This is a genomic window from Rhodococcus zopfii NBRC 100606 = JCM 9919, assembly GCF_001895025.1.
In the GTDB taxonomy this organism is placed as follows: Bacteria; Actinomycetota; Actinomycetes; order Mycobacteriales; family Mycobacteriaceae; genus Rhodococcus; species Rhodococcus zopfii.
Window position 1 is genome coordinate 108,695 of record NZ_BCXI01000029.1, and the last position, 14,619, is coordinate 123,313.

Below are 14,619 nucleotides of genomic sequence, written 5' to 3' on the forward strand. Positions count from 1 at the left end.
TTCCGTTGGATGTGTCATTCAACGGTGCCCGCAGAAGTACGGTAGCGATCTACATCACACAGCCCCATGGCAGAACCGACGAAAAGGTCGCGGTCCATAGTGCAAGAATCACAAAGGCTTGCGAGGCCACTCGCGGTCACCCTGTCGGGCGTCGTCCTCGTCAGCGTGGGCAGCGCATTCCGGGGTCTGTTCGCAGGCAGTGCCGTGTACGTGATCTTGGTCTGCATTGGTGAGCGTCGGGATCAGCGCGAACAGCTCGAGTTCAGCGTTCCTCGTCGTCATCGGCTCCGTTTCGATTGTCGCGCTTACGGGGTCGATGCTGGTCAAGCATCTCGACAGCCGAGTATCCAGCCGTCGCGCGACGGGATACCAGGGGCAGCAGCGGGGATCACGAGCGCATCCGCCGGCATGGGAGGACCGCCGATCACGGCATACGAGATCCTCACCGATTGGCCGCATCGCTCGTTCGTGGCTACGGCACAACCGCTGTTTCCGGTTGTCGGAAACGTTTCATTCTGCGCGAAGCCGGCACTCCTCCCAGCCGGAGCCCCAGCTTGGGCGGCGTGGATGTGGTTTGCACTGGCGTGCAGCCTCCCTACGGGACAGCGATCGGGGATCTACTGGCCAAACGGATTGCGCCATCGGCAATCCGAGTGTTCGTTGCGACAGTCGCGCTGGTGGGAGCTGCCTCTGTCCTGTGCGAGTGACTGTTAGCGTGAACGGCAGTCACCCCATTCGCATGTCGACGACGTCGTCCGCGATCGTCCGCACCACACCGGTGTCGTGGCTGATCACCAGCAAGGAAATCGCATGCTGCCGGGTGAGCTCCGACAGTAGCTCCAGGACCCGCTGCTGAGCTACGGGATCGAGGCCGGTAGTGACCTCGTCGCAGATCAAGACCGAGGGCTGTACCGCGAGCGCGCGTGCGAGCGCAGCACGTTGAGCCTCACCACCGGACAGGGAGCCGGGTCGTTGCAGTGCGATCTGCGGATCCAGACCGACACGGTCCAGCGCATGGGTGGCGGCGGCGGCTGCGGCGGCGTGAGTGGCCCCACGCAACCGCAAAGGTCCGCGGAGGATCTGCTCCCACACCGTGCGATACGGATCGAAGGCTGCTTTGGCGTCCTGGGCGACATAGGCAATATCGGCGAGATCGGATCGGACCCGTCCGTGAATCGCTCCTGCCAGCGGTCGACCATCGAGGAGTACACGTCCGGCCGTGGGTTGATGGAGGCCCGCGGCCACCCTCGCCGCGGTCGTTTTGCCGCACCCTGACGGGCCGACCAGGGCGACGCATTCGCCCGGCTCGATGTTCACCGTGAAGTTCTCGAGGACGGCGCTCTTCCGGAATCCAGCCGTGATATCGGCCAAGGACAGACGGGGCGCGCCCGGCGATGCGGTGCGGTCGGGTCGACTCTGTCGTCTCGTCCTGGATTCCGCCCCGACAAGTGCGCGCGTCTGCTCCTGCACCGGGGCGTCGAGCAGGTCTGTCCCACCTGTCTCGATCACCCGGCCGCCGGCCATCACGATCACGTGGTCGGCCACCGACCGGACGGCGCCGAGGTCGTGCGTGAGCAACACGATCGTCAAGCCGGATTCCGCGAGCTGGGCGATCTCGTCGAGAATCACACTGCGGTGCACCGGGTCCTGCCCGGTGGTCGGCTCGTCCATGATCAGGCAGGTCGGGTCGGTGAGCAGTGCGTGGGCGATGACCAGCCGTTGTTGCTGGCCGCCCGAGAGCTGATGTGGATAGCGGCGCAGGAGCGCGCGATCGAGTGGGAAACTTGCCCGCTGCAGCGCCTCGGCAACGGAGATCGTCGAGCCCGCTCGATGGGCGCTGCGCTCGATCTCGCGTAACGCAGTCCCGAGGCGCAGCACGGGGTTGAGCACCGCGGACGGGTGTTGCGGAACAAACCCGAACCGCACACCGGCGGAGTTTGTCCTTGCGGCCGTCACGCTCACCCCTGGACGATGCTCCCCCATCAGGGCGAGCGCGGTGGTGGTCTTTCCGCTGCCTGAGCTGCCGATGATCGCGGTCACGCCTCTTGCGGGGACGTCGAGGTCGATGTGATCGACCAGGGTGCGTTCAGCCGAGGTGGCGGTCAATCCCCGTACCTGGATGGCTGTGCATGCGGTGGGCGTTGTCTCGGTCATCTGCCCGACGTCTGTTGCCACGTCGCTCATTTCGTGGACCTCGGCTCGAACTCTTGCGTGACCGCACGGGAGCCTGCGTCGAAAAGCAGGTTCGTTCCGACAGCGAGGGCGATGATCATTGCGGCCGGGACAATCACGCCCCACGGAACCAGGACGATGCCACTGCGGTTACGGTCGATCATCACAGCCCAGTCGGTTCCCGCGGAGTCTGCGGAAACACCCAGGAAGCTCGCGGATGCGACGAGGTAGATGGCGCCGACAAAGCGGAGCCCGGCGTCGGCCGCGACCACCGGTAGAAGGGACCGCCCGAGATAGCCGACGTTTCGGCGCCACCACGTTTCATCCTGCAGGTGTAGGGCTTCCATCGCAGGGGTGTGGGCCGCCCGAAGCGCCGATGCCCGCACCAGCCGAGTTGCATCCGGAAACAGGAGGACCGCGACCGTCACCGTCAAGACCACCGGGTGGGCGCCGGTCAGCGCGGCGACCAGCAGGAGCAACATCATCGAGGGCAGCGCCAACAGTAGGTCCAGCGGGCGCATCAGTAGCTCGTCGAACGCTCGTCGTCGAGCGGTCGCGGCCGCAACCCCCCAGGGCACTGCGATCAGGTACGTGACCACAACCGCGCTGGTGGCCACCAGCACCAGTGAGCGTCCGCCGAGGAGGACTTGCGTGAACACGTCGCGTCCCTCGGCATCGGTGCCGAGGAGCCAGTTGTCACCCTGAGCAAACGCCGGCCCGCGGGGACCGGGTTCAGCCATCAGCGGGCCGAGGCCCGCGATGAGCAACGGAACCGCGGTGAGTGTGAGGCCGAGAAGATGCCGAGGCCCGGCCAGCCGCCACCCTGCCGGTGTGCCCCTCATAATCGTTCTCCTGCGGTGGGGTTGAGCCGAAAGGCGATGATGTCCGCGAGCGTGTTCACGGTGACGGTGATCAGCGCGAACAGGGCGACCAATCCCATCAGAAGCGGGAGGTCCCGACTGCTGACGGCGCTGACCAGTACCTGTCCGAGGCCGCCGAGCGCGAAGACTGCTTCGACGACGACGACTCCGCCGAGGAGCCAGTCTGCGACACGGGCGAGGTGCTGTACGGCGGGGGTCAGTGATCCCGGTAGCGCGTGGCGCCACACAACACGGCGCGGTGGAACTCCAAGCCGGAGTGTGTGCCGGATGTATTCGGAGTCGAGGGTGGTGATCATCGATGACCGCACCAACCGGGACAATGAACACACCGGCCGGATGGCCAGTACCACTACCGGCAGTAACCACAGTTCGGGTTGGGTGAGCAACGGGCCGCTGGACCCGATCGCGGTCGGCGCGAAGAGCCCCAGGCCGACTGCGAAGACCGCGACCAGCACAACCGCCAGAGCGAACTCCGGTGCCGCGTACAAGGCGACGGTCAGCCCGGAGATCGCGCGGTCGATCCGCCCACCCCGGCCGACGGCGGCAGCGACCCCCAGCAGCAAAGCGAGTGGGATGAGCACCACCAGGGCGAGGACCGCGAGGGTCAGGGTCGGCGCCAGTGCGGCGGACAGCATCTCGGTGACCGGGCGACCCGAGATCGAGGACATGCCCAGGTCTCCCCGCAGCAGACCGGACAGCCAGTCACCGAGTTGAACGACCAGTGGACGATTGAGCCCGAGCGTGTCGCGCAGCTGCGCAATCCGGGCAGGGTCGGCGTCGTCGGAGGCTATGACTACCGCCGCGTCGCCGGGCAGCACCGATGCCACCAGGAACACGACGATCAGTACACCGACAACCTGGACCAGCCCGAGCATCAACCTCGTCCCGGCGTAGCGGGCCAGGATCACGACAACCAGACCTTGTCGAAGCGCGCGTATCCGAGAGTGTTGCTGGGGGCGTTCTGCGCCATCCCCGCCACGTTCGGGGCGAGACCGTGCAGCCCGTCGGAGAACCCCCACACCAGCAGGCCACCTTCCGTGTACAGCTGGGTCTGCATATCCCGGTACGCACGGGCTCGCACCTCGACGTCGGTGGTTTCGCTGGCGACCGCGAACAAGGCGTCGAACTCGGGCCGTCGCCATTGGGTGTAGTTCTTCGACGAGTTCGACAGCATGCGCTGCGCCAGGTGGGTTTCGATGGGCATGGCTCCGGATCGGAAACTCGACAACACCCCCTCGTCGAGGGTCCTGGTCCAGAACGTGGACCCTTCCCCGACCTTCACCTCGATGTTCAGCCCGGCCCGTCCGGCTTGTTCGGCGAAGATGTTGGCCGCCTCGACGAAGCCGTTGGTGGAGCCGGTGGTCTGCAGTTCGATCGTGGTGTTCTGGACACCGGCCTTGCGGATCAGTGCCTTCGCCTCGTCCAGGTCCAGACTGCGCTGGGGAAGGTCGGACGCGTAGTACTCGGTGTCTTTGCCGAACAGGTCGTTTCCTACGACGCCGGTGCCACCGAGCACGGTACCGACGAGTTCTTCCCGGTCGACGAGAGCGAACATCGCCCGCCGCAGGTCGAGATTGTCGAAGGGAGGACGGTCCACCTTCATCGCGAACCCGGACATCGAGCTGCGGGGCGAACGCAGAATCTGCATCCGGGAATCGGTCTGGTAGGTCCGCGCCGAGGTGACCCCGAGGTCGTCGGCGTACTCCACCTGCCCACCCAACAGGGCGTTGATTCGTGCGGTTTCGTCAGGGGCCGTGAGGATCTCGAGTTCTTCGATGTGGGGAGCACCGTTCCAATAGTCGGTGAATCTCTGGGCGACGAACGATCGGCCTGGCTCGAAGGAGGCGAACGTGAACGGTCCGGATCCGATCGGCCGGCTGAAATCCGTCGTGCCGTCGGGGATGATGTACGCGCCGAACGCTGCCAGCACGTTCGCAAGATCACCGCACGGGCGTTTGCATACGAATTCGATGGTGTGGTCGTTGATCTGGCGGGATCGTGCGATGTCGATCACTTCGAGTGAGGCCCGCGGGCGCAGCGCGTTCGTGGGTTCGAGGATGCGCTGGTAGGAGTAGAGCACATCCGCTGCCCGTACCGGCCGGCCGTCGTGAAAGACGGCGGGGCGCAGTTCGACGGTCCAGGTGGTGGCGTCGGCGCTGGGACTCCAATCGGTTGCGAGACGTGGGACGGGTCCGAGGTCGTCGCCGTACTCGACAAGTTTGTCGTAGAGGGCGTTGGCTCGGGCGACGTCGGCGTACAGATTGGTTTTGTGGGGGTCGAGAACCTCCTGTGCGCCGCCGCCGGCGAACACTGCCCTGAGCCGACCGCCGTCGCGAGGTGTGACGGTTGTCGGGGTCGCGGTCTCCGCGGCCCCGCAAGCGCTCAGCAGAACAGCTCCCGTGGCGGCGGCACCGAGGCCGAGGAAACTACGACGGCTCAGGTGCGGCAGCTTGGGCGGGAACGGGTGCAGGGTCATGGGTTTGTCTCCTCGAGCGGTGCAACAGTAGGAATCGAGTTCTTGGAAGCGGTGTGTCAGATTGCCTCGGCGACGACGTGCAGCCGGTCCCCAGTGAGCGATGCTCCACCGAGAAGACCTGGCAGCTCGGCGGGATGGGTAGGGGTTGGCCAACCGCTTTCTGCGCGGGGACCAGGGGTGTCGAAGATCGCTTTGACTCTGAATCCTGCGCGGCGCAGGTGGCTCGTCAGCTCTACCGGAAACAGCAGTCGCCACGCGGAAGTCTGGAGGAGGTCGTCCGACTCTCCGGAGACGCTCCAGCGCCGGCGGCGGCGCAGCAGCTGGGCGGCGTGGTCGATCCACAAGGTGGTCTCGGCCTGCCAGGTGTCGCCCTGCCAGGAGAAGGACGAACAGGTGGGGTGGTCGAGTAGTTCGGTATTACCGAGGAAGAAGGCGCCGTTGCGCATCTCTGCCACGAGAAGCCCACCATCGCGGAGGTGGTGGCGGCAGCTCGACAGGCACGATTCGAGCTCGAGGTCCGTGTGGCAGTACAGCAGCGAGCTGTCCAGACAAATGATGGCGTCGAAGTACGCACCGAGCGAGAATTCACGCAGATCGTCGACCGCGAACGCGGCGCTGCGGTGGTGCAATCGCGCGTAGCTGACCATCGCTTCGGACCGGTCCAGACCGACGCAACGGTAGCCACGATCGGCCAGGTAGCCGAGGTCGCGACCGGTGCCGCACCCGAGATCGAGTATCGAGTTCCGGTGCCGTTCCGGACTGTTCACTCGCGCCGGAAGGTACGTGCGGACGATGTCGTCGACGAATCGGGCGGCAACGTGGTCGGGGTCGGGAAACCGTGCCTCGTACAGGGCGGGGTTGTCTGTCAGGAGATTTCGCGAGTCGGTAGTGCTCATGCCGAGGCTCCGGCCGGTTCGGCGAGAAGGTTCCGGCGGTGCAACAGCCACACAGCGCCCGCCGATCCGGCGGCAAGGGTGACGCACACCAACGCCCCCGGCCAGCCGTTTCCGAGTTCGATGCCGTATCCGATCAGGGCGTTGCCGCCGGCGGCCGCGACCCCGGACACCAGGTAGAACATCCCGAACAGCGTTCCCGAGATGCGCGAATCACCGTACGCAGGAATGAGTTCCATGACGAATGGCTGAGCGACCATGATCCCTGTCTCCAAGATGAGCGCGGATACGACTAGTGGGAGTAGCGCGAGTGCGACCTGCCCGGGGTTCTCGGCGGGTTCGAACCACAGCACCGGGAGCAACACCACGAACGCGATGCCCATCAGCGACAACCCGCCCGTTATCGCGGCGCCCCTGCTGGTGCGGCTACCGAGCCACCGGGTGATCGGTACTTGGAACAGCAGGCTGAAGATTGTTGTACTGAGCAAGAGCACCGCGACCGCGCCCACCCATGCGGTGATCCGTTGCGCCAGCACGGGATAGATCAGATACATCTGGGTTTGCAGGGCGAACATTCCGAGCATGGCCAGGGTGAAGCGGACGAACTGCCGGTTGGCCAGTACCGCGCCCCATCCGCGTAGCACCGTAGTCTCCGCACGCTCGACCGGGCGCGCAGGGAGAAATCGCATCTGCGCGAGTGTCAGCGCTGCGAAGACGACAGCCGCCGCGACTGCTGTGGTGCGAAAGTCCACGGTCAACAGTGCACTGCCGATCAGCGGACCGGACAGGGCTCCGGCCTGGGCGAAGACGTTGAACACCGCGAAGGCGTCCGCGCGCCGATCCGGTTCGGCGACCGCAATGTAGGAACGCACCGCCGGATTGAACAAGGCTCCGGCCAGCCCCGACAGGATGGACGCGAGTATCAGCAGGGGGATGCTGGTGCCGAACGCGAATACCGCGAAGCCCACCGACCGCAGTGCACAGCCGGTGATGATGACCCGATGTGGGCCCAGCCGGTCGGCGGCGGTGCCGCCGATGAGAAACAGCCCTTGTTGGCTGAGCGTGCGAACGCCGAGGACCAGGCCGGTGATGGCGACCGACAGTCCGAGGTTGCCGGTCAGGTGCATCGACAGGTACGGCACCAGCATGTAGAAGCCGGTGTTGACGCCGTACTGGTTGAGAACGAGCAGCTGCACCGATCGCGGGAAGGTGCGCAGCAGCCCGAGCGTCCCGGTCGTCGTGGGTGCATCGGTCATCGGTGCGCCTCGACCTCTGCGTGTCGGTGCACACCGAATCCGGCGGCTCCGCTCGGACGAAGCGCACCGTCTTCGCCGCCCAGTCCGGTCCACGGGTCATGTGCCAGCAGGAGGTGCCCGTCGAGATCGCACCACCGGGCCAGCGCAGCCAGGTGCACCGCGGGAGCGATGCTCAGGGAACTCGAGACCAGGCAACCGAGCATCACATCCAATCCGCGGTCCCGCGCCTGGGCGGCGAGGTGCCGTGCCTGGTAAATGCCGCCACACTTGGGCAGCTTGATGTTGACGGCGTCGGCCATGCCGTCGAGCCTGTCCAAGTCGGCCGGGCTAGCGACGGATTCGTCGGCGATGACCGGAATGTCGGTGCGACTCCGCAGCTCTCGTGCTCCATGACGGTCTTGCGCGCGCAGTGGTTGTTCGAGGGCCACGATGGGGACACCGTGGAGGTTCTCGAGCACATTCAGCGCGGCCGTCGCGGTCCAGGCCTCGTTCGGATCGACTATCAGATCTACTCCCGGTGCCGCGGCGGCGACCGCAACCAGTCGACGGATCGACTCGTCGGCGTCGGCGTCCGTCTTCACTTTGATCACCCGGACCCCGGTTCTGGACAGGCAGGCAGCCTCGACCGCCATGGCGTGTGGAGCCGCGATGCCGACAGTGCGAGAGATGGGCACCTCGCCAAGCAAGGGCAATCCGAGGTGAGCAGCGACCGATTGTCCTTCCCCGCGGGCGTGGAGTTCGGCGATCGCGGACTCCACCGCGGCGGCGACCGCGGGATGGATGTCGCGCGGTACCGCCACCGAATCGGCGTCCGCCCACCGGTCGCGGACCGTGCGCAGCTGGGCGGTGATCGTGTGCATGTCAAGCGCGGCGTACACCGAGGTGACAACCTCGCCGCGGCCGGCAATCCCGGTCTCCGCGTCGGTCACAGTTACCGTCACCGCGGCACGCTCTGACATCACGCCGCGGCTGATCCGGAACGGTCGGGCCAACTCGAGGGTGCTCATCTCCCAGGTCAACGTCACCGTCATCCCGCGGCTCCCGTCCGTACAGTCGTGGCAACATCCGGGGCGATCACCGATTGGCACCTCGTCCAGCACAGGGTGTGATCGCGGCAGTCGTCGATCTCGTGCGGGGTCGTGCGGGGTGGCTCGAGCAGTGCGCGCTGATCACACCAATGGTCATCGAAAATCGTGGACAGGTAGCGGTCCGGACCGTCCGGGAAGATCGTCACGACCGCGCCCGACCACTGCGACGCGGCCCACCCGGCGACTGTGGCAGCGGCACCGGTTGACCACCCGCCTGTGTGGAAGCCGCCGCGCGCGAGTGCACGGCAGGCATTCACGGCCTCCCGAGGACCGACCCAGTGCACCTCGTCGAACATCGCGTACCGCACGTTCCCGGGATGCACACTGCTTCCCAACCCCCGCATCACCCGGTGGGTTGCCGGCTGACCGAAAATCGCCGAGCCCAACGCGTCGACGCCGATGATCCGCAACTCCGGCCACAGTTGCCGCAGCCGTCCCCCGACGCCGCTGCTGTGTCCTCCGGTGCCGACACTGCACACCAGCACCTCAGCCCGCTCGACACCCACCGCGGCCAGATCGGTGACGATCTCGTCGGCGAGACCCCGGTATCCGGCCGCATTGTCGGGGTTGTCGTACTGGTTGGGCCAGAAGGCAGTCGATTCACACGCCAGGATGTGATGCAGGGTGTCGAGCCGGGCCCGTTGCCATCCCCCGTCGGGATGAGGTTCGTGCACAATCTCGAGGGTGGCGCCCAGTGCTCGGAGCAGGTTACGCATCGGGGGCTCGAGTTCACAGTCCACGACCAGCGTGATCGGGTGCCCCATCGATTGCGCCACGTACGCGAGACCTATTCCCAATGTCCCGCTGGTGGATTCGACTATTCGGGCGCCTTCGCGCAGCTCACCTCGCCGATGGGCGCCTTGCAGCATCGACAGCGCCGAGCGGGCCTTGAGGCCACCCAAGCCCAGCGCCTCGATCTTCGCGAAGTATCCCGGATGCGGCTGCGGCACCGGAGCGCTGATGCGCACCAGTGGACTGCGCCCAACCGACCCGAGGGGATCGATGACGGTCATCGGTGTCCTGACGCGCGGTAGAGGTGGAGGGGGCTGACCTCACCGGTCAGCCAGAAGAACGGGTAGGGCTCAGCCGAAAGGGCATCGACGCCGCACCCGAGCAGTTCACGGGCCACTGCGGCCCCACTCTGGGCGAACATGATGACCGGAAGGTGTCGCGTGTTCGCCGAGACCTGGGTGAGGAGGTGATCGAAGGTCCCGTTGCCGAGCATCATGCCGCTGGCCAAGACCGCATCGCAGCTGTCGAGCCCTTCGGTGAAGTCGGTGACGATCGGCTCGCCCCACTCGGTGGTTCCTCCTTTGAGATCGCACGGCACGTAGCTCATTCCGCTTTCACGTAGGCAGGCGAGCAACGAGTTCACGACGCCGATCACCAGCACCCGTCCACCCGGTGGTCCGTCGATCAGAGCCGTTACTGCTTGTGCCCGGGCCACGGATCGCTGCAGCGAATCACCGCCGCCCACCTGCACTGTGACCGCCCTGGGATCGCGTGAGTGAGGGTGGTGGTGGGTGAGATGGGCATCGAGTGCGGCGATCTGGACCGCCAGTTCGTCGTGGTGCAGCAGTTCGGTGATCGGCGCGCCCACGCACGCATACACCACCTCTGGGTCGATCGAGCCTGGTTCGACAGCGCACGAACCCGTCGCCGTGCCCACCCGCAGGCTGATCACCTGATTGCGGTAGCCGCCGTTGCGCCCCCGGTGTCGAGCTCCCTGCATGGTGGTGAAGGCAACTGTGACCTCGTCGGCCGCTGCGTTGAGAACAGGATCGGTGCGGTAGTGGTCGAGTATCCGACCGACGGAACCAGGTGGCACGACGGGGTTCCGGTCAGAGGCCCTCACGACGCCGACCTGCTGACGTAGTCGACCGACACCGACGCCAGCAGGGTCTCGGCGAGCGGCCCCGCCCCGGCCGGATCCGAGGACACCGTGATGACACTGCCCACGTAGCTGTTGTTGTCCACCCCGACCGTCGTTCGATGCCCGGGCTCCTTGAACGTCGATGCGACGACGGCAGGATGGTCCGCGACCTCAGGTATCCCATGCATGCGGGCAATAACTCCGGCTCTGGTGGGCACCAGCATGCTCACCGCAGCGCTCGATGGCCGCCCCGGGGGTGCCTCAGCGCCGACAGCCTGTGCGACAGGTGCCGGCGCAAAGCCGAGTGCAAGTTCAACTGCCACGCGAGGGAGATCGACACCGGTGACGAGTCGGATCAGTTCGGTGATCTGGTTCCCGGCCGGGCGGGGGTTGATCTCGATGATGCGGGGACCGGCTGAAGTCATTCTCAGTTCGGTGTGTACGACGCCATGATCGAGGCCGACCGCACTGATCGCGGCTTCCGCAGCAGCCGTCAGCGCTGCCCTCTCCACGTCCCCTGTCGAAGCGGGAAACATGTGCCCGGTTTCGACGAAACCTGTTGTACCACCTAGTCTTTTATCGGTGACTCCGACTGTGTGGATCACCCCGCCCTGAATCCAGCTCTCCACGCTGAACTCGGGACCGGCCAGATACTCCTCGAGCAGGACAACGGAGTCACGCCGCTGCCCTCGCGCATTGGTCTCGAAACCACGCAGTTCACCGACCGCCGCTTCGACTGCCGGCCAATCATCGGCACGCCGCACGAACATCCCCGCACACAGATCCGTCGGCTTGACCACGACCGGGAAGCCCACCGCGTCGACTGCGGCACGAAGGCCGGCGCGATCGTTGATCGACGCGGTGGCGTGGCGCGGACCCGGGATGCCATAGCTGTCAAAGGCCGCCCTGGCCAGAGCTTTGTTACAGGCTCTCTCGACCGCGTCTGGCGTCGGACCCGCAAGTCCGAGTGCGGCGGCGATCCGCGCCGTCGTCGGCAGGTAGTAGTCACAGCTCGTGAGGACACCGTCGACGGATGCGTCGGAGTGGATTCGGCGGGCCGCGTCAATTGCCGCGGCCGGCTCGTTCGTCTCGGCTGTCACCACAGCGCGCCCCCGCCGCAGGGGATGCGTCGAGCCATCGGGGAGCGACTGTGGATAGTGCTCCGGTCGGCGTGTCAGGAACGTGAACTCGACACCCAAGTCCGCAATCGCCCGGGGTAGCAGTGTGCCCATCGCCCCGACCCAGCTTTCCACCAGCAGCAGGTGTGCCACCGTGCCCCCTCTCTGATCAACGATCGACGAGGCAAACATTAATGACACTCGTTTTCAATAGCAAGAGGTCTGCCTGCGACCAATCGAGCACTGCACAAGGAAGCTCAGGCACAGCGCTCCCGACCTGGCCGAGGTGCTTGGTGCAGGAACCTTCATCTTCGACTCCCCGGGGCCACTCTCACGGCAACGACACCGGCGTCAATCCCGCAACTGTTACGCCTCCTGCTGCACTCCATTTCCGGAGGAACCACTAAACCGACTTCACCCGTTCGCTTTTCGAGTTTGTCAACGGTCACCGTGATGTGGATCCGACGCACTTTCCGTGAAGGTCCAGACGTACCCCTGACCAGGGATGATTCGGCATAGACCAAGATCTATCATGGCGTCCCCTTGCGCCCCCGACAGCCCTACTGCCGCATCCGACCGACGTCGTCGACGCCGTCCGCCTCGCCGGGTCCCCGATCCGAATCCACGCCCCACCCTCACCGCAACGAGGCGCAGCGCCCGAAATGCCACACCTCATCGAGCCGGGTCCACTCCCGGTACCGACGCAGACCGGCCGACACTGCGCTCGGTGCCCGGCCGGTCGTCCTCGAGCTGACCGTCCGTCGATTCTTCTGCATCAATACGCACTGTACGACAACCACATTCGCCGAGCAGATACCCGAATCGACGACACGGTGCGCCCGCCGCACTACCGTGCTCGACGCGATCGGACTGGCGCTGGCCGGCCGCGCAGGCGCCCGCCAGGCTCGGGATCGCGGCCGGCCGCGACACCCCGCTGCGGGCGGTGCGTGCGATACCGGAGACCGGTCGAGACGGCACCGACGAACTGCGGGCACACCTCTCAGGCTTCGTGGACGAGTTCGAGGTCGCCTTCGACGGCGTCGAGTTTCACGACACCGTCGACGCGTCTGCCGTTCGCCGAACTGCGTGGGCACGGGACGTCCCGTATGACGGGTCTGCCGTACGAGCAGACCTCTGTGTCGATCGCCCGGACCAGCAACGGCCTGATCACGCACTATGCCGACTACTGGAACCCCCTGGCGCTGACCGCCTCCGCCGATGCACAGTAACAGTCAAATCCGATCAGCGCCGCCACGCTGTGATCGAGGCGGCCGTGCATTGTGTCGCCTCCAAGGGGTACCACGGCACCTCTTCTCGCAGCCAGGTCGAGTCGGCCGGCCCGGCCCGCCTCACGAGAGCCGCCTCGGGATAGAAAGGGCGGGACCTGCGACTCAGCGCCGCAGGACCCGCGTGCAATAGCTGATCGCTATCCGCCGATGCTGTCGAGCTCGGCGACATCGCCATTCGATAGCTCGATGGAGGCGCCGACGATGTTCTCCCGCAGGTGCTCTACGGACGATGTCCCCGGGATCAGCAAGATGTTCGGCGACCGGCGCAGCAGCCACGCGAGAGCGATGCCCATCGGCGAAGCGCCGAGACGCGTTGCGACGGCCGACAGGCGGTCGGATTGCAGGGGCGTGAACCCGCCGAGAGGGAAGAACGGTACGTAGGCGATGCCCTCCTCGGCCAACCGGTCGATGAGGTCGTCGTCCTGACGATGCGCGAGGTTGTACATGTTCTGCACTCCGACGATCGGTCCGAGAGTCTGCGCCTGCTGGACTTGCGCCGACGTCGCATTGCTGACACCGAGGTGACGGATGATCCCCTGATCCTTGAGCTCCAGCAGGGTCGAGAAAGCTTCTGAGATAGGCTCTTCGACCGGACCCGAGGAGTCACCCAGCCGCAGATTGACCAGGTCCAGGACGGGGGAACCGAGCTTCTCGAGGTTGGCATCAATCTGCCTGCGCAGGTCATCAGGGGTGCGCGCGGGTGGCCAACCACCGTGCTCGTCCCGGAAGGCGCCGACTTTCGTCGCAATGAGGAGCGACTCCGAGTAGGGGTGCAGCGCCTCGTGGATCAGCTCGTTGGTGATGTGCGGACCGTAGGCGTCGGCGGTGTCGATGTGGGTAATGCCCAGTGAGAAAACCTCTTTCAGGACGGCGATCGCTCCGTCCTGGTCGGCAGGAGGTCCCATCACTCCAGGGCCGGACAGCTGCATCGCGCCGTAGCCGAACCGGGTGACCGTGCGGTCCCCCAGAGTCCAGGTACCGCCAGGAAGGGTAGAAGTGACGCTCATACGCATCCGCCTTTCTCGAGGATCTCCTGCCCGAATCGGACGCCCGTAACTATGCTGAAGCTGCTACCGATTGGGAAGTAGTGCCGCATCACGCAACGTTTGCCCTGTCGACGATTTCGCGTAGCTTCTCGTCGGCTGCGTGCTTGTTCCGCCAGATGATGTAGCGACGAATCATCGACGCTTGCTCCCGGTGACTGCCGTGGTCGGTACCGTCGAGCGCGAAGTACCGCAACGCGGTGAACTGCGCCTCGATGCGGTTCAACCACGAACTGTTCGTCGGGGTGTACGCGATCTCGACATTGTTCGCCTCCGCCCACCGAGCGACCCGTTGGCACTTCTTCGTGGTCAGGTGGGGTGAGAAGTTGTCGCACACGATCGCCAATCGCACCTTCGCAGGGTAGAGAGTGCGTAGGTACCGGCAGAACTCGAGAAACTTCGTCCTCGTCTTGGTCGTCTTGACGTGCCCGTAGAGCCGGTCGGTGGTCAGATCGTAGGCGGCGAACAGATGCCGCACCCCGTGCGGACGGGTGTAGGTCGCCCGCCGACGGCGCCGCGGTTCACGGTTC

14 protein-coding genes are annotated in these 14,619 nt (G+C 65.7%); 2 read left to right on the forward strand and 12 right to left on the reverse strand.

Annotated features, from left to right (window positions below; genetic code table 11):
• Positions 1-726: 726 nt before the first annotated feature.
• The 10 genes from RZ1_RS18500 to RZ1_RS18545 form a co-directional block, all read right to left on the reverse strand.
• Positions 727-2,184, reverse strand: coding sequence for an ABC transporter ATP-binding protein (locus tag RZ1_RS18500; RefSeq protein WP_238071717.1), 1,458 nt, complete (start codon positions 2,182-2,184; stop codon positions 727-729).
• Complete coding sequence (locus tag RZ1_RS18505) at positions 2,181-2,939, reverse strand: ABC transporter permease subunit (RefSeq protein WP_238071716.1); 759 nt, start codon at positions 2,937-2,939, stop codon at positions 2,181-2,183. The genes RZ1_RS18500 and RZ1_RS18505 overlap by 4 nt, the downstream gene beginning before the upstream one ends.
• A 71-nt stretch (positions 2,940-3,010) precedes the next feature.
• Positions 3,011-3,961, reverse strand: coding sequence for an ABC transporter permease (locus RZ1_RS18510; RefSeq protein ID WP_072813963.1), 951 nt, complete (start codon positions 3,959-3,961; stop codon positions 3,011-3,013).
• Complete coding sequence (locus RZ1_RS18515) at positions 3,958-5,529, reverse strand: ABC transporter substrate-binding protein (RefSeq protein WP_072813964.1); 1,572 nt, start codon at positions 5,527-5,529, stop codon at positions 3,958-3,960. Before RZ1_RS18515 ends, RZ1_RS18510 begins: the two co-directional genes overlap by 4 nt.
• A gap of 56 nt (positions 5,530-5,585) precedes the next feature.
• Positions 5,586-6,425 (reverse strand): class I SAM-dependent DNA methyltransferase, encoded by an 840-nt coding sequence (locus RZ1_RS18520; RefSeq protein WP_072813965.1) that lies wholly within the window; start codon positions 6,423-6,425, stop codon positions 5,586-5,588.
• A complete protein-coding gene (locus RZ1_RS18525) occupies positions 6,422-7,678 on the reverse strand; it encodes an MFS transporter (protein WP_072813966.1) in 1,257 nt (418 codons plus the stop codon). The genes RZ1_RS18520 and RZ1_RS18525 overlap by 4 nt, the downstream gene beginning before the upstream one ends.
• A complete protein-coding gene (locus RZ1_RS18530; RefSeq protein WP_238071715.1) occupies positions 7,675-8,709 on the reverse strand; it encodes an enolase C-terminal domain-like protein in 1,035 nt (344 codons plus the stop codon). Before RZ1_RS18530 ends, RZ1_RS18525 begins: the two co-directional genes overlap by 4 nt.
• Positions 8,706-9,779 (reverse strand): pyridoxal-phosphate dependent enzyme, encoded by a 1,074-nt coding sequence (locus tag RZ1_RS18535; protein WP_072813967.1) that lies wholly within the window; start codon positions 9,777-9,779, stop codon positions 8,706-8,708. Before RZ1_RS18535 ends, RZ1_RS18530 begins: the two co-directional genes overlap by 4 nt.
• On the reverse strand, positions 9,776-10,594 hold the full coding sequence (locus RZ1_RS18540; RefSeq protein WP_238071714.1) for a Rossmann-like domain-containing protein: 819 nt from the start codon (positions 10,592-10,594) through the stop codon (positions 9,776-9,778). The genes RZ1_RS18535 and RZ1_RS18540 overlap by 4 nt, the downstream gene beginning before the upstream one ends.
• Before the next feature lie 23 nt (positions 10,595-10,617).
• Entirely contained in the window at positions 10,618-11,910 is a 1,293-nt protein-coding gene (locus RZ1_RS18545) for an ATP-grasp domain-containing protein (RefSeq protein ID WP_072813969.1), read from the reverse strand.
• A 390-nt stretch (positions 11,911-12,300) separates the two neighbouring features.
• Between RZ1_RS18545 and RZ1_RS30115 the strand changes: the two genes are divergently transcribed.
• Together RZ1_RS30115 and RZ1_RS31680 are read left to right on the forward strand one after the other, a co-directional pair.
• Complete coding sequence (locus tag RZ1_RS30115; protein ID WP_072813970.1) at positions 12,301-12,867, forward strand: transposase family protein; 567 nt, start codon at positions 12,301-12,303, stop codon at positions 12,865-12,867.
• Positions 12,864-12,986, forward strand: coding sequence for a nuclear transport factor 2-like protein (locus tag RZ1_RS31680; protein ID WP_280522831.1), 123 nt, complete (start codon positions 12,864-12,866; stop codon positions 12,984-12,986). The genes RZ1_RS30115 and RZ1_RS31680 overlap by 4 nt, the downstream gene beginning before the upstream one ends.
• Before the next feature lie 197 nt (positions 12,987-13,183).
• Here RZ1_RS31680 and RZ1_RS18555 read toward each other — a convergent pair whose 3' ends face one another.
• The gene (locus RZ1_RS18555) at positions 13,184-14,059 is read right to left on the reverse strand and encodes an oxidoreductase (RefSeq protein WP_218020468.1); all 876 of its coding nucleotides are present in this window, start codon (positions 14,057-14,059) and stop codon (positions 13,184-13,186) included.
• An 82-nt stretch (positions 14,060-14,141) separates the two neighbouring features.
• A partial coding sequence (locus RZ1_RS18560) for a transposase (RefSeq protein ID WP_174565222.1) occupies positions 14,142-14,619 on the reverse strand: 478 nt, incomplete at its 5' end.

Excerpts from the sequence above, each read along its gene's own strand:
- RZ1_RS18515 (WP_072813964.1), bottom strand. The coding sequence starts at position 5,529 with ATGACCCTGCACCCGTTCCCGCCCAAGCTGCCGCACCTGAGCCGTCGT.
- RZ1_RS18535 (WP_072813967.1), bottom strand. The coding sequence starts at position 9,779 with ATGACCGTCATCGATCCCCTCGGGTCGGTTGGGCGCAGTCCACTGGTG.
- RZ1_RS18500 (WP_238071717.1), bottom strand. The coding sequence starts at position 2,184 with ATGAGCGACGTGGCAACAGACGTCGGGCAGATGACCGAGACAACGCCC.
- RZ1_RS18525 (WP_072813966.1), bottom strand. The coding sequence starts at position 7,678 with ATGACCGATGCACCCACGACGACCGGGACGCTCGGGCTGCTGCGCACC.
- RZ1_RS31680 (WP_280522831.1), top strand. The coding sequence starts at position 12,864 with ATGACGGGTCTGCCGTACGAGCAGACCTCTGTGTCGATCGCCCGGACC.
- RZ1_RS18530 (WP_238071715.1), bottom strand. The coding sequence starts at position 8,709 with ATGACGGTGACGTTGACCTGGGAGATGAGCACCCTCGAGTTGGCCCGA.
- RZ1_RS18555 (WP_218020468.1), bottom strand. The coding sequence starts at position 14,059 with ATGCGTATGAGCGTCACTTCTACCCTTCCTGGCGGTACCTGGACTCTG.
- RZ1_RS18520 (WP_072813965.1), bottom strand. The coding sequence starts at position 6,425 with ATGAGCACTACCGACTCGCGAAATCTCCTGACAGACAACCCCGCCCTG.